Here is a 20,562-nt window from a genome sequence, read left to right as displayed (position 1 = left end):
TTCTAGAAAGACAGGAGAAAAGGGATGAGCGCTGGGAAGACGGTCGCGATCATCGGGGCAGGACCCGTCGGCCTTGCCGCGGCGGCGCATGTGATGGAGCGCGGCATGACACCGGTCGTGCTGGAGGCCGGGCGCGAAGCCGGAGACGCCGTGCGGCAATGGCAGCATGTGCAGCTGTTCTCGCCCTGGGAATACAATGTGGACCGTGCGGCCGAGCGGCTGCTTGCCGGCATCGGCTGGAACCGACCGGATCCGCATGTCTATCCGACCGGCGGTGAGCTGCTGGATCACTATCTCATCCCGCTCGCGACCCGGACGCCGCTGAGGGACGCAATCCGCACATCGTGCCGCGTCACGGCGGTCGCCCGCGCCGGCTTTGACAAGGCCAAGACCAGGGGCCGCGACGAGGCGCCATTCGAAATTCGCTGCCAGAACGGCAAGGGTCCGCAGACGCTGCGCGCGGACGCCGTCATCGACTGCTCGGGAACGTGGACCTCGCCGAACCCTGCCGGCGCAAACGGGCTCACCGCCATCGGCGAGCGCGAAGCGAGGGACAACATCGCCTATGGCATGCCTGACGTGCTCGGCAAGGATCGGAGCCGATATGCCGGCAAGGCCGTTGCCGTGCTGGGAGCAGGGCACTCCGCGATCGGCACGCTGACCGATTTGACGAGGCTCGCACATGAGGCGCCGGGCACGCGGCCGATCTGGCTGCTCCGCGGGACCAATCCGGCGAAGGCCTTCGGCGGCGGAGCGAACGACAAGCTTGCAGCCCGCGGCGAATTGGGCGCTCACTTCGCGTCGCTCGTCGCGTCAGGCCGCGTTCAGGTGGAGGCGGGATTTCCGGTCGCTGCGCTGAGCCAGGCCGAGGGGCGCCTCAGGATCGCGACGTCTACCGCGTGCTGCGCGCGCAGCATCGTCGTCGATGAGCTGATTGTCGCGACCGGCTTCCGTTCCGATCTGTCGTTCCTGGGCGAGATTCGTTTGCGGCTCGATCCGGCAATCGAAGCGCCGGTGGCGTTGGCCCCGTTGATCGATCCGAATGAGCATTCCTGTGGAACGGTACGGCCGCACGGGGCGCGCGAGCTGGTTCAGGACGATCCCGGCTTCTACCTTGCTGGCATCAAGAGCTACGGCCGCGCGCCGACCTTCCTGATGATCACCGGTTATGAGCAGGTGCGCTCGATCGCCGCCGACATCGCGGGAGACCGTGAAGCCGCCGAGCGTGTCGAGCTGGAGCTGCCCGAGACCGGCGTCTGCACCCGGGGAGGCGTCGAGGGCGGTGAGGCCGCGGGCGGCTGCTGTGGTGGTCCTGCGCCGACCGAAGCAAACGCATGCTGTGCGGAGGATGCGTCGGCAAAATCGGCTGGACGCGGCGGTTGCGGCTGCGCCTGATGGATCGCAACCGACTTACGATCGTGGCGGCGCTTGGCTCCGCCCAGACCCTGGCCTGGGCGTCGAGCTACTATCTGCCCGCGATCCTCGCCGATCCGATCGCGCGCGACCTCGGGATTTCCAGCAACTGGTTCTTTGCGGCGTTCTCGGCATCGCTCGTGGTCTCCGGATTGCTCGGGCCGCGCGTCGGGCGCCAGATCGATCGGGTCGGAGGGCGGCAGGTGCTCTGCGCTTCGAACATCGTGCTCGCGGCGGGACTGGCGCTGCTCGGCGCGGCCGGCTCGGTGTGGACGATGTCGGCAGCATGGCTGCTGCTCGGCGTCGGGATGGGGCTTGGGCTCTACGACGCCGCGTTCGGGACGCTCGGGCGGATCTACGGCAGCGATGCCCGCGCCTCGATCACCGGAATCACGTTGATTGCCGGCTTCGCCAGCACGGTTGGCTGGCCGCTGAGCTCACTCGGCCTCGGAACGATCGGCTGGCGGGAGACCTGCTACGCCTGGGCGATCGCGCATCTCGTCATCGGGCTGCCGCTCAATCTGTTGTTGCCGCGCACGGAGCGGCTGGCGTCGGCCGAAGGCCCGCCCAGGAAGCCGCACATTCCGATCGATCGGACGATGGTGGTGCTTTCCTTCGCATTCGCCGCCGCCTGGACCGTGACGTCCGCGATGGCGGCGCATCTGCCGCGGATCGTGGAAGCCTTTGGAGCGACGCCCGCGCAAGCCATCTTTGCCGGCATGATGATCGGTCCGGCCCAGGTCGGGGCGCGGATTCTCGAAGCGGGTCTTCTGAGCCGTTTCCATCCGCTGCTCTCGACGCGGCTTGCCTGCATCACCCATCCGATCGGGGCGTGCGTGATCGGCATCTTTGGCGGCGGCGCAGCGGCGGCGTTCGCTCTGCTGCACGGTGCCGGCAACGGCATCCTGACCATCGCGCGCGGAACGCTGCCGCTCGCAATCTTCGGCTCGGAGAATTACGCGTACCGTCTCGGGCTGATCGGGGCGCCATCCCGAATCTGCCAAGCGGTTGCGCCGCTGGCCTTCGGGCTCTTGATCGAGCCGCTGGGCAGGGCGGTGGTCGTGGTGTCGGCCGGTCTCAGTCTTTCGGCCCTGATCGCCTTGGCGATGCTGCCGCGAACAAACTCGCCGAGAGCACCCGTGCTCGCGGAATAGCACGCAGTTATCGTCAGGATGCTCGTCCGCGCGCCGTCAGCTCATCGTATCCGTCCGGAAGAGATTGGGTAGTTCATCCCGCAACGCTTCGAATGAGATGGGTTCGGCAACTGTCTGGCCGTCACTAAGGGCACGCCGCCACCAACTGACGCTGTGCCAGCGTCCGAACTTGAAGCCGACCTCTTCGTAGATTCCGAGAAGCTGAAATCCGAGCGACTTGTGAAGAGAAACGCTGCCTTCATTGGGAAGCGTAATCCCGGCGAACGCGGCATGGAAACGCTGGCGCTGCAATATTCGAATCAAGCTGCCGTAGAGCGATCGCCCGACACCGCTTCTCCGGGCCTCTTCGCCGACATAGACCGTCACGTCGACGGACCATCGATAAGCGGCCCGCTCGCGGTGAGCTCCAGCATACGCGAACCCGAGCACCTTCTCGTCCGTAACGCAAACAAGATAAGGAAACCTCGTCAGCGTACCCCGAATGCGGTCTTCGAGTTGAGCGACAGACGGCGGCTCAATCTCGAATGAAATCGCTGTCGTAGTCACGATCGGCGCGTAGATCGCGTGGATATCGTGAGCGTCGGTAGTGCGCGCGGTCCGTATCGCCCATTCCAGCGCGTGCATGTCCTGATTGGGCATCGACAACCCCTAGACGAATATCCGAAGCAGTATCATTTCAACTATCCTCAGTAAACGGCGGCTGCAGGGTACGCGTTAGCGTTTTCATCGAGCGTCCGTGGTGCACTGCGACGGCCAGAAACCGAACCTGCTGCGATCGTCCCGTCAGTTTCACGTAAGTGCCGTGCTGTAGCGTATCGGCATCATCGCACACGCGAGCGCTACTGCGGCTCGCGTCTGCCCCGACACAAGCCTCGCCGAGGGGTGTCACATGGCCATCCGAACCTGGTCGCTCATTGTCTGCTTGCTCGTCTGTACCGCGCCACAGGCTTTTGCCGGCTCGATGAACAAACACGATCCCTGGGATCCGCGTCACATCAGCGGCCTGCCGCCGGAGGTGCAGAGCTACATCGCGGGCATCTGCAAGTCGGCGCCGGCCGCCCAGCATGATTTCGCGACCTACAATCCGCATGAGCGGCGCTGGCGGATCAATCTCGAATATCTGCGCTGCGACGGCCTTGGCGAATTCCGGCGCGGCAATCAGTGCGTCGACGTCGACTTCGTCGCGGTGGGCGCGCAATACAGGCTCGCCAGCCGGCACTACGCGGATTGCGGCTATTGAGCACAGGCTGGTCTTCGGCAGCCTGCGGGCGCCACGGGTCGGACGATAGCAAGGCGCGATAGCTGCTAGACACATCCTCGTCTTCCTTCCGGCGCCGCTACAGGCTATGGCTCTGCTGCCGTCACCGCACAGGAGCCGTCGATGCGTCTGCCCGCCATTCTCTTTGCCCTCTCGCTCGCCGCAAGCCTTGCTACGAGTCCTCTTGCAACGAGTCTTGCGGCCGCCGAGGAGCTGTCGGGCACCTTGCAGAAGGTCAAGGAGACGAAGAAGATCACGCTCGGCTACCAGGAGGCTTCGGTTCCCTTCAGCTATCTCGACGACAATCAGCGTCCGATCGGCTTTGCGCTCGATATCTGCCTCAAGATCGTCGACGCCGTGAAGAAGCAGCTCGGCATGCCCGATCTCGCCGTCGACTACCTCCCGGTGACCTCGTCGAACCGGATTCCCCTGATGGTCAACGGCACCATCGACCTGCATTGCTCGGCGACCACCAACAGCGCCGACCGCCAGAAGCAGGTCGACTTCACCAACACGCATTATTTGAGCGCCACCGGGATCGCTGCCAAGAAATCGGCCGGCATCAACGTCATCGACGACCTCAAGGGCAAGTCGGTGACGGCGGTGGCGGGCTCTGTCAATCTGGCGCAGCTGATCAAGGCCAACACCGAGCGCAAGCTCGGCATCAACATTCTCCCGGCCAAGGACCAGGCCGAGGCGTTCCTGATGCTGGAGACCGATCGCGCCCAGGCCTATGCGCTCGACGACATCCAGCTTGCGGTGGCGATCGCGCGCTCGAAGCAGCCTGCGCTCTACATGATCGGCAGCGAGACGCTGTCGAAGGCCGAGCCGTTCGGCATCATGCTGCGCCGGGAAGACCCGCCCTTCAAGGCGCTGGCCGACCGCGCGACCGCCGAGCTCTATGCGAGCCCCGAGATCGAGGTCATCTACAAGAAATGGCTGCAGCAGCCGACCCCGCCCAACGGCATCAACTACAATGTCCCGATGTCGCCGGCGCTGCGCAATGCGTTCAAGCATCCGAGCTCGAGCTACGATCCCGACGTGTACGCGGTCGCGAAGTAGGACGGAGCCGAGGTCTCACACATCAGCGACCAGCCCGGCGATTAGCTCGCGCAGCCAGCGGTGCGCCGGATCGTGGTCGTAGGACGTGTGCCACAGCAGTGACACCGTGACCTCGCGCAGCTCGACCGGCGGCGGGCTCAGGCTCAGTCCGAGCTCGGTGGCGAACAGCCGCGCCAGCCGTGCATGCATGGTGACGATCACGGGCGCGCGCGCCACCAGGAAGGGGACCGTGAGGAAGCGCGGCGTGGTCAGCGCGACGGAGCGCTGCAGGCCGAGCTTCTCCAGCGCTTCGTCGACGACGCCGCGGACGCTCAACCCCGGCCGCAGGCTGGTCAGCACGTGCGGAAGCCGCACATAGTCCTCGAGCGAGATCGGCGACGCGATGCCGGTCTTCTCGGCGTTGAACATGCACAGATAGGTTTCGGTGAACAGCTTGCGCCGCTTGTGGTGGGTCTGGCCCTGCTGGAACATGTCGTAGCCGATGGCGAGGTCCATCTGGTCGGCGTCGAGATCGTCGAACAGCCGGGACGTGTCGAAATTATAGAGCCGCAGGTGGATGCCGGGCGCGACCTCGCGCATCCGCGCCAGCAGCGCCGGCATGATCAGGATCTCCATGCTGTCGGGCAGGCCGAACCGGAACGTGCGCACCGCCGTTGTCGGATCGAAATCCTGTTCGCGCGACACCAGCGCCTCGACCTGCGCCAGCATGGATCGCACCGGCTCCAGCAGCGTCATCGCGCGCGGCGTCAGGCGCATGCCCTCGGATCCGCGGGTGAGCAGCTCGTCGTCGAACAGATCGCGCAGGCGGCCGAGGTTATGGCTCATCGCCGACTGGCCAATGCCGACCCGCGCCGCGGCGCGCGTGACGCTTCTTTCGGTCAGCAGCGCATCGAGATGAACCAGCAGATTCAAGTCGATACGAGCCAAATTGACGGCGTCGATGCTCATTATCGATCCTATCGGTTTGATTAATAATCATAGCCTGACCATCTCCATCGGCAAGGGATCAGGCGGGCGACCGGCCCGCCGCCCATTACCGACGGAGAATGTCCATGTCAGTCCGCAGCACGCTTCTCGCAGCCGCCGTCACTCTGGCCTCGCTGGGCGCCGCCCATGCCGACGGCCTGCGGCCGATCGCGGCGCAGAGCATCCATCTCGGCGATGTCTCGGGCGTCGCCTATTACACCGCCGAGCGCGACGGTTTTCGCGTTGTGACGACGCTTGCCGAGGGCGAGGCGGGGACGCCGATCCGCTTCGTGTCGGTGCTGGCGCCCGGCCAGCGCGTCGTGTTCTCGACGCCGAAGCTGGCGAGCGCGCTCGAGATCAGCCGCAACGGCGACAGCCTGCTCGTCCGCAAGGCGGCTCCGCTCTCCAACTAGAGCCGGCGACGGCGCCCTTCATCGACTTCGAGCCTGGTCATCGATCTGCGTCAGGATTCCCTGACGGAGGGCGAGGCGGACCAGCTCGATGTCCGAGCCGACGCTGAGCTTGTCCTTGATCAGGGAATGCAGGTTCGCGACGGTCTTCGGGCTGATGTGCAGCGCGGTGGCGATCTCGTCCGTGGTCCGTTCCGCGAGCAGCATGCGCAGCACTTCGAATTCCCGCGCGGTCAGAAGCTCCGCCGCCGCGGTTTCGCCGGCGAGGTGACTGAGCGCGAGCTCGTGATCGATGTCGGGACTGATCGCGATTTTTCCGGCGAGCGCGTCCATGACGGCATGCACGAGCGCCTCCGGCGGGCTGGTTTTGGTGACATAGCCGCTCGCGCCGGCGCGGATCGCCTGCACGGCAAAGGCGGCACTCTGGTGCATGGTGAACACCAGGATTCTGGCGCGCTTGTCCCATTGTCTGATCCGCCGGATCGCCTCGATCCCGCCGATGCCGGGCATCGCCAGATCCATGATGACGAGATCGGGGCCGGTTTCCTTGTACAGGCGGTACGCCTCCGCGCCGTCGGACGCCTCGGCGACGACGCAGAGCCCCGGCTGCTTCTGCAGCATCGACCGATAGCCCTCGCGAACCACGGCGTGGTCGTCGACCAGCATGATGGTTCGCGCTGACACGCTCACACGGAACACTCCACGGCGGCGTCGACCGCGTGGCCGATGGCGACGGGAACGGCGACCCGGAGCGATGATCCCTTGCCGTCCTTGGTCTCGAAGCTCAGCCGTCCGCCGAGCGCCGCCACTCGTTCGCGCATGCCGAGCAGGCCCATGCCCGACCTGGCCGGCGGATCGCCGGGGCGCCCGTCATCATCGATCGCAATCGCGATTTCGGCCTCGTGCCCGTCGAGCCGAAGCAGCACGCGCGTGGCGCCGGCGTGCTTGGCGGCGTTGGTGAGCGCCTCCTGCACGACGCGGTAGAGATTGGCGGTGACGGTGGCGGCGAGGCGCTCGAACGTTCCGGTGATCGCAATCTCGAACCGGGGCCGGCCCCGGCTGCGCGCGTTCCAGCCGGCGACCAGGCCTTCCAGGCTCGCCGCGAGGCCGAGCTCGTCGACATCGGGCGGCCGCAACCTGAGCAGCGCGCCGCGCAGCGTCTCCATCATGTCGGCCGCGGTGCGCGCGATGCCGTCGCATTCGGCGAGCAGGGGCGAGCATTCCTGTACCGCAGTCTGCCGGGCCGATGCCGCGAGCGCGCGGATCGCGGCAAGCGACTGCCCGAACTCGTCGTGGAGTTCGCGCGCCAGATGGCGGCGCTCCTCGTCCTGCACGGAGACCAGCTTCTGCATCAGCGCATTGCGGTCGGCCAGCGCGCTCGCGAGGCTTTCGGCCAGGTGATTGAATACGTCGCGGATCGCCGAAAGCTCGGCAAGGTCGAACGGCGGCAGGCGTGCGGTGAGGTCGTTGGCGGCGATCCGCTCCAGGCCGTCGCGGATCAAGCGGGTCGGGCGCAATGCGCGCGCCAGCGCCGCATAGACCAGGGCGCAAAGCAGCGGCAGCGTGATCGCGAGCGCGACCATCAGCCGGCCGGCATCATGCCAGGCTTCGGCCGTGAGCACGGCGGGATCGGTCCAGACCACGGCTTCGCCGATCGCCTGGCCGCGAACCACCACCGGTCGCACCGTCTCGCGTCCGGGATCGAACAGGCGGCGATACAGCGTCGCAAACGCCAGCGGCGGTGTCGCCACATCGAATGACGCGCCGCTGCAGATCCGCTGGCGGACGTCGCCGCCGCCGGTCCGGAATGCGAGGCACAGTCCCGATGTCATGACCGACGCCGCGACGCTGTCGAGATCCGGAAAGTCCGACTGCGGATTGCTGATCCACTGGATCTTGTTCTGCTGGAGCTCCAGCGTCCGGGCGGCGACGTCGGCGATGGCATCGATCCTGCTGCGCACGGTGTGGTGGGAGTCGATCAGGACATAGCCGGAGATGGCGACGAAGCACAGCATCGAGATGGCCGCCACACGCAGCGTCAACCTCACCTTCAGGTCGCTCCCTGACCAATTCCACATCGGCGGATCCTCGTTGGTCTGTGTCCGTCTCCACGCGGCCGTGGGTGAACCTTCCCGCCATCTAACGGCAGAACGGCGGCAGCGGGAAGCTCCGTCGTCGGGCCCGGCTTGCCGTCGTGAAATTTTCCCGGTGCAGGCCGGGAGGGGCTCCGTTGCGGCGTCGAGGCTTGCGGGTCCAGGCTGCCGTCAACCGACCGCTCCATCATCGCTGAGGTTCAAACCATGTCCCAATTCGGTCCCGGTCTGTCTGTTCTGGCGCTGCTCGGCCTGCTGGCCGGGCCTCCGGCGTGGGCCGGGAAAGAAGCGCCCTCGGGTCCCGGCCTCGGCGTCGAGGTCGAGGATTTCAGCTATCGCGATACCTCGGGCGAGGTGATCGATCAGACCGCAGCGCACCAGAAGCGCCTCGACGCATTCGTGCGCGCGCTGAGGGAGGATGTCGCGGCGCAGCCGCATGACCGTCCGGTGTCGTCGGGAGATGCCCGGATCAAGGTCGTCGGCGGCGTTCAAAAGATGAGCACCCTCATCCAGTGGGCGAAGGTTGCGGTGGTCGACACCGTGGCGAACCGGGTGCTGTTCGACAAGCTCTATACGTTTCGCGGCGACACCGACGAGGCGTGGGATCGTGCCCGCGGCTTCGTGTCCCGCGACATTCTCGCCGTGCTGGCCGCGGCCGAGCCCGCGGCGGCGCCGATTGGGCTTGCGGTGTTCGACTTCGAGCTCGAGGACACCAGCGCGGCGACGCCGGAAGCCGGACGCGAGGCGTCGGATGCGGCCTATCTCGCCGATGTCACCAACGGCGTGCGTCAGTTGCTCGCACAATCCGGTCGATATCGTCTGGTCGATCCCGGCAGCACAGACCTTGACGCCGCCAAGCGTCACACCTTGCGCGATTGCAATGGCTGCGATGCCGCGATCGCGCAAAAGCTCGGTGCCGAGCAATCGCTGGTCGGCGTGGTGCGGCGGGTAAGCCGTACCGAATACACGGTGGGATTTCAGGTGCGCGATGCCAGCAGCGGCGCGGTCATCTCACGCGGCGACAGCGGCCTGCGGATGGGCGCCGATTACTCCTGGACGCGCGGCGCGGTGCATCTGGTCGGCGACCGCCTGCTCGCGCGCGAGGCGCACCAATAGCGTTGTGACTGCGCCCGGTCACAGGCAGTGAGGCCGCCGAAACGGCGGCCTCGGTCGCGGGGTCGATAGAGGCCGGACTTACCAGGCCACCCACTTGCCGCCGCGCCAATAGCCGCGCCCCTCGTGTTCGCGGAAGCTGTATTTCTCATGCGGTCCCGCACGCCAATTGTCCTCGTGAACGACGACACCTGCTTCATGGGGGAAATCATAGGCTTCATGCGTGTGCCAGCAGGTGTGGCCCTGGCACACGATGGCCGCCGACGCGCCGAACGTTGACGCCGCCATCACGCCGGCGCCGATCACACCTGCGGCAAGAATTTTTCTGATCATTTCCATTGGTCTCCAACATGCCCATTGCCCGGCCTTCAAACACCTCGGTGGCCGATCAGTTCCGCAACGCGCGGAAGTTTCCTCGCGATGTGAGCGGATGCGTCTCATGGGATGAAGTAGAACGGATTCGGCACCTTCCAGGTCCGTTCGGCGAAACCGCCGTCGAGGTCGCTGCGCTGATCGCCGATGTTGGCGATGATCGTGAAGGTCTTGTGGATGTCGTCGCGCATAGCGGTCTTGAACGCCTGCACGTTCGGGTACCGGGCATTCGAAACGGGACGCATCAACAGCGTTTCCCAACCGTCGTAGCCGGCAGCGCGCAGGTTCTTCTCGGTCGCATCACGCAGCGCCGGCGTCTCGCGCCGACTGGTGACGAAGAAGATCTTGACGCCCTTCGCCTTGGCCTCGTTGAACAGCCGCAGCGTCGGCGCGAGCGCGGGCGCCTGCGCGCTCAATTCCCAGGCGGTCTCGCCGCACGGGCCCGCAAGATTGCACGCGCCCGAAGGGATGTAGCCGTAATCATTGGCGATGATCTGGGGCCAGTTCGACAGCGAGGTCTCGTCGATGTCGAGCACGATGGCGGGGTGGTTGACCTGGCTTGCGCGCTTGTCGACATAGGCCTGGGCAGCGGCGAGGGTGTCGTCGACCTCGCGATCATACTGGCCTGAGCATTTGTAGTCGTCTAGCTGCAGCTTCAGCTCGCCGACATTGAGCGGCTGGCTCATCGACAGCGCCTGGTTCGACAGCGGTTTGCATGCGAGCGGGCTGTCGGTGAAGGTTTCGTTGAGCACGCGGGCGAGGCGCAGGCCGCCGACCGCGAGCTGCCGGTCGACGGTCGGCAGCGCCAGCGTCAGATAGTCCTGCCCGAGCTCCTCGTTCATCGATGCCTTGAAGGCGATGTCGCGCGCGGCGCGGTGCGCTTCCAGCATCCAGTCGACGACGCTGCCGGCGGTGAGCTGCTTGATGTCCTTGCCCGGCAGCCAATTGTCCTGCAGGCGCCGGACATAGGCGCCCCAATCCCACACCGTGGCGTGGATCAGGCCGACATCCCACACCGTATGCAGATTGGTGTCCTCCTTGGTCTTCTTCAGGGGATCGACGAAGAATTTGACGGGATAGTCGTTGGCGCCGCGATAGTCGCCGATGGTGTGGAGCGGCTGATGGATGTCGCCGATGAAGTGCACGAGATACATCAGCGCTTCCATCTTGGCCTGCACGGAAGCGGCGGGATCGAGCAACATCTTGCGGTTGCGCTCGATCGCGTTGATGGCGCAATCGCCCTTGCTGGAGTCAAGGCAGTCACGGCTCGGCACGTAGTCGTCGGCGTCGAGCGGGATATCGACGAAATGCCAGTTGTAGGTTTCCGGCCGATCGTCGCGGATATCGTCCGCCCAGCTCGAGATCGAGGCCAGCGAGGCGTTCTGGCCGATCAGCGCCGCGATTTGCGATTTGGCGCTCGCCGTCAGATTGAGGTCGGCAATCTCGGCGATCACGGAATGGCCTTCCTGGCCCCACGCCCGCAACGGGCCACCCGACGCGAGCAGCAGCAACAGGCCAGCGACGGCGCGGCACAGATTGGCGCGAGCAAAGCGCATTTCCAGCATGAAACTCTCCCGGTCTGAAAATGGTCGGCAGTCAACAACCGTTGGATGACGAACAGGCGACGGAGCGTGCTGCTGCCGGCAATGCACCGACGCTAGCACACTTTGTGGATGTGCAACATGACAGATACCCGCAAGCGAGGTGATCCGCGGCCTGGCTAGGGCGTGGACTCATAAGCGCGAAGCCATAGCCTGATCGAGGCAAGCTGTACGAAGGCAAGGTAGTTGGCAGCCAGCTTGTCGTAGCGCGTTGCAACGCGACGGCATTGCTTGATCCTATTGAAGAAGCGCTCGATCCGGTTGCGGTCGCGGTAGAGATAAGGACTGAAGTTGATCGGATTACTGCGATTGCGTTTTGGGGGGGATATTGGCCCATGCGCCTCGCCGCATGGCGAGCCTCTGATCCAATCGGCATCATAGCCGCGGTCGGCAAGCAACATCGATCCAGACTTCAAGCGAGACAGGAGTTTTCCTGCAAGCCGATTGTCGTGTGTCTCGCCGCGCGTTAGCGCAAGGCGGACCGGCAAGCCGTTGGCGTCTACAACCGCATGAATCTTGCTGGTCAATCCACCCCGTGATCGCCCCATCAGCTGCCGTTGGTTCCATTTGATGCATGCTCCATGCTGGTGCACGCGGACAATAGAAGTGTCGATCATCTGGACAGCCGCATCGTGGGCAGCGGCGAGCGCGTCTATGATACGGCTCCACACGCCCGCCCGGCGCCAACGGACGAAGCGATTGTAGCAGGTGGTGTAGGGGCCAAAGGCGCCCGGTAGATCGCGCCAAGGCGCGCCGGAGCGCAGAACCCAGAAGATGCCGTTGAGTACGCGACGGTCATTTACCCGAGGGACGCCGCGCGGTTTGTTGGGTAGCATTGGCTTGATGGCGGTCCATTCGTGTTCGGTGAGTTCGTAGCGCATGATTCGAGCCCCTGGCGACGCGAAGGGCTTGAATCATGGTTCGCCGCCAAAGCTCAACTGGCCGCTACACTCCGCAAAGCGGACCTATTATGCTCAGGGTGAGTTTTGTCGTTCATGACCCGAGGCGGACATTGCCGCGGTCGAACTCGATGGGGTCGCATTGGAGAGATTTTGGCGCGGGACGCGTGTCAATCGAAAAGGCCGCATCTCGAAAAAGGAGGACGCAGCCGAAGTCAGCGAAGGCGTGCTGTACGCGAGCCTGCCGTCAACGAGGCGAAGGCGTGGGGAGCGACTTGATGTCTGACAAATATGCCGTGGTCGGCAATCCGATCGACCACACGAAATCGCCGCTGATCCATCTCAGCTTCGCAAAAGAGACCGGGCAGACTATCGACTACATCGCCATTGAAGCTCCCGTCGGCGGCTTCAGCGACGTGGTGGACAGGTTTCGGCGCGAAGGCGGCGTGGGCCTCAACATCACCGCTCCGTTCAAGATGGATGCGTTCGCGTATTGCACCGTTCTCAAGGAGCGCGCCCGGCTCGCTGGTGCCGTCAACGCGATGAAGTTCGAGGCAGACCGGGTGACCGGAGAGAACTTCGACGGCATCGGCCTTACCAACGATATCACACGCAATCTCGGCTGCTTGATGCAGGGGCGCCGGGTAGCGCTGCTCGGTGCGGGTGGGGCTGCACGAGGCGTCGTGCTGCCGTTCCTCGAACAGGGGCCGGCGGAGCTGGTTATAGCAAACCGCACCGTAACCAAGGCGGAAGAGCTTGGCCGTAAATTTGAGCGATATGGGCCCGTTACTGCTATCGGCTATTCGGCCCTCGCTGACAAAAAACTCGGCCGGTTCGATCTAGTCGTGAACGCAACTTCTGCCAGCTTGCTCGGCGAGCTTCCGCCGATAAGCCCGGAGGCTTTTGGCGACGATTGCCTTGCCTATGAGTTGCTCTATGGAAAGGGCCTTACGCCATTCCTCCGGCTGGCGCGGAACGCCGGCGTGAAGCGGCTTGCGGACGGTGTCGGTATGCTGGTCGAGCAGGCGGCGGAGGCGTTTGTGTGGTGGCGTGGCCTGCGTCCCGACACCCGGACCACAATCAAAAGACTTACCGTGCCGCTCGAATAGTCCAATCAGAGAAACTTCGGAACCGATCCAGAAGTCGTCAGCCGATTGTCGGCTCGCGTTGATGTCGCTTATTGGCCCTTCTCGGACTTCCAACCATGTCCGCTCTTGTGCCACCGTTGGGGGAAAAGCGGACATCAGATCGGCCGTGACCAAGCTTTCCGATTTATGAGTACACGGCCTAGTTGCTGGCCTGCGTTGCCGCCGGCCGTGGCGGATCGGGGAACACCTGCTCCCAGCCGCCGCCGAGCGATTTGAACAGGGTCACCAGGTTGAGCGAGACGTTGGTGGTGCTGGTGGCGTATTGCTGCTCGTTCTGCAGCAGGCTGCGTTCGGCATCGAGCACGCTCAGGAAATCGGTGACGCCGTCATTGTAGCGCGAGCGGGCGAGGTCGAGCGCCGCTCGGGTGTGATCGAGCTGGGCGCGCAGCCTGACGCGGCGGGTCTGCTCGAGCCGGTGCGCGGCGAGCGCGTTGACGACCTCGTGCCAGGCCTGCAGCACGGTCTTGTGGTAGGTGATCGCAGCTTCGGCCTGCTGGGCGTCGCTGAGTTTCAGCACGCTCTTCAGCCGCGCGCCGTCGAAGATCGGCAGCGAGACGCTGGGGCCGGCGTTGTATTGCAGCGACGACGACTTGAACAGATTGTTGAAGTCGAGCGCGTCGAGGCCGACCGTGCCGTTGAGCTGGAATTTCGGATAGAAATTGGCGACCGCGACGCCGATATTGGCGGTCGCGGCATGCAGCTGATCCTCCGCTGCGCGGATATCGGGGCGGCGGCGCGCCAGCTCGGAGGGAATGCCGAGCGGAATCCGCGGCGGCGAGCGCGGGATCACGCGGCGCGGCGCGAGCTCGGCGTTGAGCGCGGTCGGCGGCAGGTCGAGCAACAGCGCGATCGCGTTCATGTACTGGATCTGCTGCTGCTCCAGGCTCGGCAGCTGGGCGCGGATGCCCTCGACTTGCGCTGCGGCATTCTCCGCATCGAGGCCGGAGCGGACGCCCTTCTGCTGCAGCTGCTGCGCAAGCTGCAGCACCTCGCGGTCGACCTTGAGATTGTTCTCGGCGATCCGGATCTGCTCCTGCACCCCGCGCAGCTGGATGTAGTCGCTGGCGAGCTCGGCGAGCACCGAGACCAGCGCGTCGCGGCGGCGGTCCTCGGCCTGGTCGACGGACGCGTCGGCGGATTCGATCTGGCGGCGGACGTGGCCCCAGAGGTCGATCTCCCAGGACATGTCGAGGCCGACATTGTACTCGTTGATCGGGGCCAGGCTCAGCCCGCCGGAGCCCGGCGGCAGCAGCGGCGAGAGCAGGCTCGCGATGCCGTTCTGGCTGTACAGCTCGCGGTTATACTTCGCATCGCCGTTGATGCTCGGAAACTGCGCGGAAGCGGTGGCGCTGCGCTGATAGCGGCTCTCGGCGATTCGGATGGTGGCGGTGCGGACGTCGAGATTGGCCTCCGCCACGCGGCTTTCGAGGCCGGTGAGCACGGGATCGGCGAATACTTTCCACCAGGTTGGATCGGTCGGCGCCGGCAGATGCGCGTCGGAGAAGGCTTGCCCCGAGAAGGTCGTGTGGTCGGGCAGATGGGAATCCGGCTGCACGAAATCCGGGCCGACGCTGCAGCCGGCGAGCAGGGCGGCGCTCGCTAGCAAGCACACCGCAAGTCTGTGGATCGGCCGCGCCATCAGTGACCACCCCCCGGTCGCATGCCGCCGGTCTTCGCCGAGAGCAGGAAGCAGAACGGCACGACGGCGAAGGCAACCACCGCGCAATAGAAGAACACGTCGGCATAGGCCAGCACGGCGACCTGGGTTCGCATCGCCTGGTAGACGTGGCCGACGGCGGCGTCATGCGCCGCGGTGCCGGCGCGCCCCATGGCGCGCAGCGACTGCTCGTATTGCGCGACCAGCGCCTGATACGGCTGGTGGAACGGCGTCGCCCATTCCGACAGATAGCTCTGGTGGACCTGCGATCGCTGGGTGATCTGCGATGTCGCAAGCGAGATCCCGATCGAGCCGAACACGTTGCGGAACATAGCGAACATCGCCGAGCCGTCGCCATTGAGCTCGCGCGGCAGCGTCATGTAGGCGACCGTCGAGATCGGCACGAACAGGAAGGCCAGCCCGGACGACTGGAACGTGCGCATGAACATCAGCGTCTTGAAGTCGATATTGGGCACCAGCGTGGTGGCATAGAGCAGGGCGCAGCCCATGATGGTGAAGCCGGCCGCAATGACGAAGCGCGTCTGCACGATTGTCATGATCCGCCCGACGATCGGGATCAGCAGCACCACGGCGATGCCGCCGGGCGACAGGATCAGGCCGGCCCAGGTCGGGGTGTACTGCAGCACGGTCTGGGCGAATTGCGGGATGATGACGGCGCTGGCGTAGAGGATGCCGCCGGTGGCGCCCATCATGATGCAGCCGCCGGTGAAATTCTTGTCCTTGAACACCGAGAGATCGACGATCGGCTTCTTGGCGATCAGGAGCCAGCCGATCGCCCCGGTGATGCCGAGGAAGGCCGTGATCGCCATCAGCTTGATGAAGCCGGACTGGAACCAGTCGGCGTCCTCGCCGCGGTCCATCATGATCTGCAGCGCGCCGAGACCGAGCGTGATCAGCGACAGCCCGATATAGTCGATGCCGCGGCTCCGGCGGTTCTTCTCCCACGGCGGGTCCTCGACCATCAGCGAGACGAAGAAGGCGGCGATCATGCCGACGGGGATGTTGAGGAAGAAGATCCAGCGCCAGGTCGCCTGGTCGGTGATGTAGCCGCCGAGCGTCGGCCCCATGATTGGCGCGACGACGGTTGCGATCGCCGCGACGCCGAACGCGGCGCCGCGCTTGGCCGGCGGGAAGGTGTCGAGGATGATCGATTGCTGGTTCGGCTGCAGGCCGCCGCCGAAGAAGCCCTGCATCAGGCGGAAGATGATCAATTGCGCCAGGCTCTGCGCGATGCCGCACAGGAAAGAGCAGACCGTGAACATCACGATGCAGATGATGAAATAGCGCTTGCGGCCGAACAGGTCGCCGAGCCAGCCCGAGATCGTCAGCACGATGCCGTTGGCGACCAGGTAGGAGGTCAGCGCCCAGGTCGCTTCGTCGTTGCTGGAGGACAGGCTGCCGGCGATGTGCGGCAGCGCCACGTTGACGATCGTGGTGTCGAGGATCTCCATGAAGGCGGCGAGCGTCACCACGATCGCGATCAGCCAGGGATTATAGGCCGGCTTCCAGTCGTCGTGATGGTCCGCCGTCTGGCTCATCGCACCGTCACCGTCGGCACCACGGAGATGCCGAGCGGCAGCGGCACGTTCGGATCGAGACCCTTGTCGATCACGATCTTGACCGGCACGCGCTGCACGATCTTGATGAAATTGCCGGTGGCGTTCTCCGGCGGGAAGGCGGTGAACTTCGAGCCCGAGCCAAGCTGGATCGAGTCGACATGGCCCTCGAGCCGCAGGTTCGGATAGGCGTCGACCCGGATCGTGACGTGCTGGCCCGGCCGCATGTCGGCGAGCTGGCTCTCCTTGAAATTGGCGGTGATCCAGACGTCGGGGGCGACGATCGAGAACAGCTGCTGTCCGGGCGCGACATAGTTACCCTGTTCGACGTTGCGCTTGGTGATCCAGCCATCCTGCGGCGCGGTCAGCGTCGTCCATGACAGATTGAGATCGGCCTGGTCGAGCTTCGCCTGCGCCTGCTCGACCTGGCCCTTGAGCTGACCGACCTGCGCGTCGGTCTCGTTGATCCGCTCCGGCACCGGCGAGTTCTGCGTGATCTGCGCCTGCGCCAGCGCGACCTGGGCGTCGGCTTGTTTCAAGGCGGCATCGGCGGCGTCGACCTCCTGCTGCGAGGTCGCGGCCTTCGGCAGCGCTTTCTGACGGTCGAAATCAGACTGCGCCTTTTCGCGCGCGGCCTTCGCGTTCTCGAGCTGCGCCTTGGCCTGCTCGAGCTGGGCCGGGAAGTTCTTCTTGGCGATCTCCAATCCGAATTGCTGGCCGCGATACTGCGCCTTGGCGGTGGCGAGCGCGCCCTCGGCCTGCTCGCGGTCGATCCGGTATTGCCGGGGATCGATATGGATCAGCGGCTGTCCCTGCTTGACGCGCTGGTTGTCGGTGACGTCGAGCGACGCCACGGCGCCGGACACTTGCGGCGCGATCGTGATGGCGCGGCCATCGGTATAGGCGTCGTCGGTGCTCTCGATGTTGCGGGTGGTGAGCCAGTAATAGAACACGCCGATCGCGAGCAGCACCAGGATGACGATGCCGATGATCAGCACGGTCGGCCGCCGCTTCGCCTTGGCATCGTCGTCAGCCTTGGCGACGTCCTGCGGCGGCGCGGCCGCCGGCGGAGCTTGCTGGGGGCGCGCCTCGTTCGCCGGCTGCTCCTTGGCTGGAGCTTCATCCTGCAACTGGTCAACCGGCATTGCACGCGACTCCGCAGCGGGTGGAGCTACCCTGTTGTTCACGCCCCCGCCCAATGGATATACTAACCGTACCGACTAGTTCGCTTATGCACAACGCCGTCAGGAACGCAAATCGGAGCCTGTGACGTGGCTGCACCAGTTCCATCGAGAAAAGTTCCACGCGGCGAGCGGCGTCGGATGGAACTGGTCGACGTCGCCGAGCGGATGTTCCTCGAGCGCGGCTTCGCCGAGACCACGATGCAGATGATCGCGGAAGCGGCGGGCGCCTCGAAGGAAACGCTGTACCGTCATTTCTCCAGCAAGGAACAGTTGTTCGCCGGGATCGTCGACCGCAAGGCCCGCGAGCTCTCCGGTCCGGATTCGGCGCTGGCGCGCGGCGGGGCGCCGGCGACCGTGCTGTTCGACCTCGGCGCCGAGCTGTTGACCATGGTGCTGCGGTCGCCATCGTCGTCGCTGTTTCGAATCCTTGTCGCGGAGGCGCCGCGCACGCCGGAACTCGGCGACCTCTTCTACAAGCGGGGACCCGGCCGCACCGTGCGGCGGCTCGCGGCCTATCTCGCGGCCGCGACCGAGCGCGGCGAATTGCGCTGCAGCGACCCGCAGCAGGCGGCGCGCCTGTACCTCGGCGCCGTGGTCTCGCAATATCATCTGCACTGCCTGGTGCAGCCCAACTGGAAGCGGCCGTCGGAACGCGAGGTCCGCGACCATGTCGAATCCGCCGTGGCGATGTTTCTGGCGATGTATGACGCCTCGTGACGGCTGCCGATCGGAGCCCGTGACGGCGGTCGCGTTCGGCGCGCGGCCATCACCCGAGGGGGCGCAGCGGCCGCCACGCATTCAGATCCTCGATCTTTCGGTGGTCGAAGTGGTGGCCGGCATGCCACGCGCCTTCGAACGGATCCCAGTAGACTTCCAGCCATTCGTTGCCGGACGTCAGCGCTTCGATTCGCGTGCCATCACGCGGCGCGCGCCTCATCGCCCGCGGCCGCTGGACCACCCATTCACGAAGCGTGGCGAGCATCATCGATCACGCTCGGGTTTGACCGCCCAGTAATCGCGGCCATTCGTTTCGGGGTCGGTGTTGTCGCTGGAGGAGAACACGAAAACCGACGCATTGCCCTTCCAGTGCGAGAAGCGACCATGACCGCGGCTGCTGATCAGATCATGCGGTGTCGAGTGCGCGCGGCCAAGCGGCTTCCCGTCCTCATAGATCATGATGGGCGAGCTCGAGTCGAATCGTCCGGGCACGTCGGCAGAGTCGGAGAACCAGTCGTCCTTCGCGATCGCAGCGAAGGGCGATTTTCCGAAACGTACGAATGGCCGCTCGAGAAGATGCTTTTCTCCGGGAACGTCAGGCACGATTCCGGATCCCTTGGGAGGCGGCGGCCGTACCACCCAGTAGTCGCGACCGTTGGTCTCCGGATCGGTGTTGTCGCTCGACGAGAATACGAACACGGGATAGTTGCCCATCCAGTGCGAGAAGCGGCCGTGGCCCAGCGTCGCGATGGTGTCGTGCGGCGTGGAGTGAGCCGGCCCGAGCGGCTTGCCGTCCTCGTAGATCATGATCGGCGAACTAGAGTCGAACTGTCCGGCGACATCCGCCACATCGGCGAACCATTTGTCCCTGGTGCTGACCGCGAAAGGTGAGGTTGCGAAGGGTTTGAAGGGGCGCTCGAGGAGGTGCTTTTCGCCGGGCACGTCGGGCACGATTCCGGAGCCCTTCGGGATCGGAGGCTTGACCGCCCAATAAGTGCGACCGTTGGTGCGGGGATCGGTGTTGTCGCTGGACGAGAACACGAACACGGAGAAGCTGCCCTTCCAGTGTGAGAAGCGGCCGTGGCCGAGCGTGCTGATCTCGGCATGCGGCGTGGAATGTGCCGGGCCGAGCGGCTTGTCGTCCTCATAAATCACGATCGGCGAGGTGCCGTCGAGATCGCCTGCGCGATCGGCTAGGTCGCCGAACCAAGGGTCGACGCTGGTCATGGCGAATGTTGAGTTGATCGGCACGAATGGCCGCATCAGCTCATGCCGCTCGCCCCCCACGCCCGGCGCGGTCAAGACCGGCACATAGGCGTAGGACAGCCAGTTCGCGAGAATAAAATAAATCGGCACTGCACAGCCGAGCCATAACTTCCAGCGCATTCTGCAGTGTCCCCCGACCGCCGATCGTGCGTGAAATAGGATTGAATATCGTCTCAAGCGCAACGTATAGGGGCCGAAAGTCGGAAGCCAAGTCCTACTCACTCCCATTGCTGAAAATTCCGGGGTAAAAAGTCCTTTGGGTTCAAATGTTCCCATCGCGGTAGCCCGTGTGGCACGGACGTATCATCGACCCGAAGACTGAGCGTCTGCTATTCTGGCGCCGTCAACAAAGCCAAGGACGGCGTCGATTCCCTGATGTGCTTCCTTCCTCTGCTCGCAATGCTCCTCGTCAGGAAGGCGCCTTCTCCTACGTTTTCCTCGTGCTGTACGCGATCGTCTGGATCCCGCTGATCGTTGCCGCGTGGCAGATCGCTGTTGGCACTTATCACTTCGGGAGCCCGAAGGACTCAGCGCTGTTCATTCTGGGGAGGCTTATCTGGCTCTCGCAGAAAGTTCTCGTGGTCTACACGGCCGGCTTCCTGATCCTGGGCGTCATTTCCGCGCCGTTTCCGGGACGTGCGGAGCTGCCCTGACAGCCGGACAAATCGCTTT

Annotated in this window: 21 protein-coding genes; 9 read left to right on the top strand and 12 right to left on the bottom strand. The window is 64.9% G+C overall.

Features of this window, described 5'->3' with window-relative positions:
• Positions 1–24: 24 nt before the first annotated feature.
• Positions 25–1,395 carry an NAD(P)-binding domain-containing protein gene (locus IC762_RS19660; protein WP_195783916.1) on the top strand — a complete coding sequence of 457 codons (1,371 nt, stop codon included), beginning with the start codon at positions 25–27 and terminating at the stop codon, positions 1,393–1,395.
• Positions 1,395–2,567, top strand: coding sequence for an MFS transporter (locus tag IC762_RS19655; RefSeq protein ID WP_195783915.1), 1,173 nt, complete (start codon positions 1,395–1,397; stop codon positions 2,565–2,567). Before IC762_RS19660 ends, IC762_RS19655 begins: the two co-directional genes overlap by 1 nt.
• Positions 2,568–2,603: 36 nt before the next feature.
• Here IC762_RS19655 and IC762_RS19650 read toward each other — a convergent pair whose 3' ends face one another.
• Positions 2,604–3,206, bottom strand: a complete 603-nt coding sequence (locus IC762_RS19650) for an arsinothricin resistance N-acetyltransferase ArsN1 family B (RefSeq protein ID WP_210338382.1) — start codon at positions 3,204–3,206, stop codon at positions 2,604–2,606.
• 250 nt (positions 3,207–3,456) lie between these two features.
• Between IC762_RS19650 and IC762_RS19645 the strand changes: the two genes are divergently transcribed.
• Together IC762_RS19645 and IC762_RS19640 are read left to right on the top strand one after the other, a co-directional pair.
• Complete coding sequence (locus IC762_RS19645; protein ID WP_195783914.1) at positions 3,457–3,807, top strand: hypothetical protein; 351 nt, start codon at positions 3,457–3,459, stop codon at positions 3,805–3,807.
• A 141-nt stretch (positions 3,808–3,948) separates the two neighbouring features.
• Positions 3,949–4,887: an amino acid ABC transporter substrate-binding protein gene (locus IC762_RS19640; protein WP_195783913.1), complete on the top strand. Its 939-nt coding sequence runs from the start codon at positions 3,949–3,951 to the stop codon at positions 4,885–4,887.
• Positions 4,888–4,902: 15 nt separating this feature from the next.
• Here the strand turns inward: IC762_RS19640 and IC762_RS19635 are convergent, their stop codons facing one another.
• On the bottom strand, positions 4,903–5,835 hold the full coding sequence (locus tag IC762_RS19635) for a LysR family transcriptional regulator (RefSeq protein WP_195783912.1): 933 nt from the start codon (positions 5,833–5,835) through the stop codon (positions 4,903–4,905).
• A gap of 104 nt (positions 5,836–5,939) precedes the next feature.
• Here IC762_RS19635 and IC762_RS19630 point away from each other — a divergent pair, with 104 nt between their 5' ends.
• Positions 5,940–6,266 (top strand): hypothetical protein, encoded by a 327-nt coding sequence (locus tag IC762_RS19630; RefSeq protein ID WP_195783911.1) that lies wholly within the window; start codon positions 5,940–5,942, stop codon positions 6,264–6,266.
• 18 nt (positions 6,267–6,284) lie between these two features.
• Here IC762_RS19630 and IC762_RS19625 read toward each other — a convergent pair whose 3' ends face one another.
• Positions 6,285–6,929, bottom strand: a complete 645-nt coding sequence (locus IC762_RS19625; protein ID WP_433995916.1) for a response regulator — start codon at positions 6,927–6,929, stop codon at positions 6,285–6,287.
• Positions 6,930–6,949: 20 nt separating this feature from the next.
• Complete coding sequence (locus IC762_RS19620) at positions 6,950–8,341, bottom strand: sensor histidine kinase (RefSeq protein ID WP_195783909.1); 1,392 nt, start codon at positions 8,339–8,341, stop codon at positions 6,950–6,952.
• Between the two features lie 222 nt (positions 8,342–8,563).
• Here IC762_RS19620 and IC762_RS19615 point away from each other — a divergent pair, with 222 nt between their 5' ends.
• A complete protein-coding gene (locus IC762_RS19615; protein ID WP_195783908.1) occupies positions 8,564–9,472 on the top strand; it encodes a DUF3280 domain-containing protein in 909 nt (302 codons plus the stop codon).
• Positions 9,473–9,550: 78 nt separating this feature from the next.
• On the opposite strand, the gene IC762_RS19610 is transcribed toward IC762_RS19615, so the two are convergent.
• The 3 genes from IC762_RS19610 to IC762_RS19600 form a co-directional block, all read right to left on the bottom strand.
• The gene (locus IC762_RS19610) at positions 9,551–9,808 is read right to left on the bottom strand and encodes a hypothetical protein (RefSeq protein ID WP_246801097.1); all 258 of its coding nucleotides are present in this window, start codon (positions 9,806–9,808) and stop codon (positions 9,551–9,553) included.
• A gap of 98 nt (positions 9,809–9,906) precedes the next feature.
• Positions 9,907–11,406: a S1/P1 nuclease gene (locus tag IC762_RS19605; RefSeq protein ID WP_195783907.1), complete on the bottom strand. Its 1,500-nt coding sequence runs from the start codon at positions 11,404–11,406 to the stop codon at positions 9,907–9,909.
• Between the two features lie 155 nt (positions 11,407–11,561).
• Complete coding sequence (locus IC762_RS19600; protein WP_433995915.1) at positions 11,562–12,326, bottom strand: IS5 family transposase; 765 nt, start codon at positions 12,324–12,326, stop codon at positions 11,562–11,564.
• A 293-nt stretch (positions 12,327–12,619) separates the two neighbouring features.
• Between IC762_RS19600 and aroE the strand changes: the two genes are divergently transcribed.
• Positions 12,620–13,450 carry a shikimate dehydrogenase gene (aroE, locus tag IC762_RS19595; RefSeq protein ID WP_195783905.1) on the top strand — a complete coding sequence of 277 codons (831 nt, stop codon included), beginning with the start codon at positions 12,620–12,622 and terminating at the stop codon, positions 13,448–13,450.
• A 178-nt stretch (positions 13,451–13,628) separates the two neighbouring features.
• On the opposite strand, the gene IC762_RS19590 is transcribed toward aroE, so the two are convergent.
• From IC762_RS19590 to IC762_RS19580, 3 genes are read right to left on the bottom strand one after another with little or no spacing between them, the layout of a single operon-like run.
• Positions 13,629–15,128, bottom strand: a complete 1,500-nt coding sequence (locus IC762_RS19590) for an efflux transporter outer membrane subunit (protein WP_195783904.1) — start codon at positions 15,126–15,128, stop codon at positions 13,629–13,631.
• Positions 15,128–16,705: a DHA2 family efflux MFS transporter permease subunit gene (locus IC762_RS19585; protein ID WP_195783903.1), complete on the bottom strand. Its 1,578-nt coding sequence runs from the start codon at positions 16,703–16,705 to the stop codon at positions 15,128–15,130. Before IC762_RS19585 ends, IC762_RS19590 begins: the two co-directional genes overlap by 1 nt.
• On the bottom strand, positions 16,702–17,868 hold the full coding sequence (locus IC762_RS19580) for an HlyD family secretion protein (protein ID WP_195783902.1): 1,167 nt from the start codon (positions 17,866–17,868) through the stop codon (positions 16,702–16,704). Before IC762_RS19580 ends, IC762_RS19585 begins: the two co-directional genes overlap by 4 nt.
• A 177-nt stretch (positions 17,869–18,045) precedes the next feature.
• Between IC762_RS19580 and IC762_RS19575 the strand changes: the two genes are divergently transcribed.
• Positions 18,046–18,624: a TetR/AcrR family transcriptional regulator gene (locus IC762_RS19575; RefSeq protein ID WP_195783901.1), complete on the top strand. Its 579-nt coding sequence runs from the start codon at positions 18,046–18,048 to the stop codon at positions 18,622–18,624.
• Between the two features lie 49 nt (positions 18,625–18,673).
• On the opposite strand, the gene IC762_RS19570 is transcribed toward IC762_RS19575, so the two are convergent.
• Both IC762_RS19570 and IC762_RS19565 read right to left on the bottom strand, forming a co-directional pair.
• A complete protein-coding gene (locus tag IC762_RS19570) occupies positions 18,674–18,892 on the bottom strand; it encodes a hypothetical protein (RefSeq protein ID WP_195783900.1) in 219 nt (72 codons plus the stop codon).
• Positions 18,889–20,166 carry a hypothetical protein gene (locus tag IC762_RS19565; RefSeq protein ID WP_195783899.1) on the bottom strand — a complete coding sequence of 426 codons (1,278 nt, stop codon included), beginning with the start codon at positions 20,164–20,166 and terminating at the stop codon, positions 18,889–18,891. The genes IC762_RS19570 and IC762_RS19565 overlap by 4 nt, the downstream gene beginning before the upstream one ends.
• Positions 20,167–20,177: 11 nt before the next feature.
• Between IC762_RS19565 and IC762_RS19560 the strand changes: the two genes are divergently transcribed.
• Positions 20,178–20,543 carry a hypothetical protein gene (locus IC762_RS19560; RefSeq protein ID WP_195783898.1) on the top strand — a complete coding sequence of 122 codons (366 nt, stop codon included), beginning with the start codon at positions 20,178–20,180 and terminating at the stop codon, positions 20,541–20,543.
• Positions 20,544–20,562: the final 19 nt, after the last annotated feature.

Origin of the sequence: Bradyrhizobium genosp. L (assembly GCF_015624485.1) — a bacterium.
Taxonomy (GTDB): Bacteria; Pseudomonadota; Alphaproteobacteria; order Rhizobiales; family Xanthobacteraceae; genus Bradyrhizobium.
Note: the sequence above shows the minus strand (reverse complement) of the source record. Positions and strands in the feature narration are given on the sequence as shown.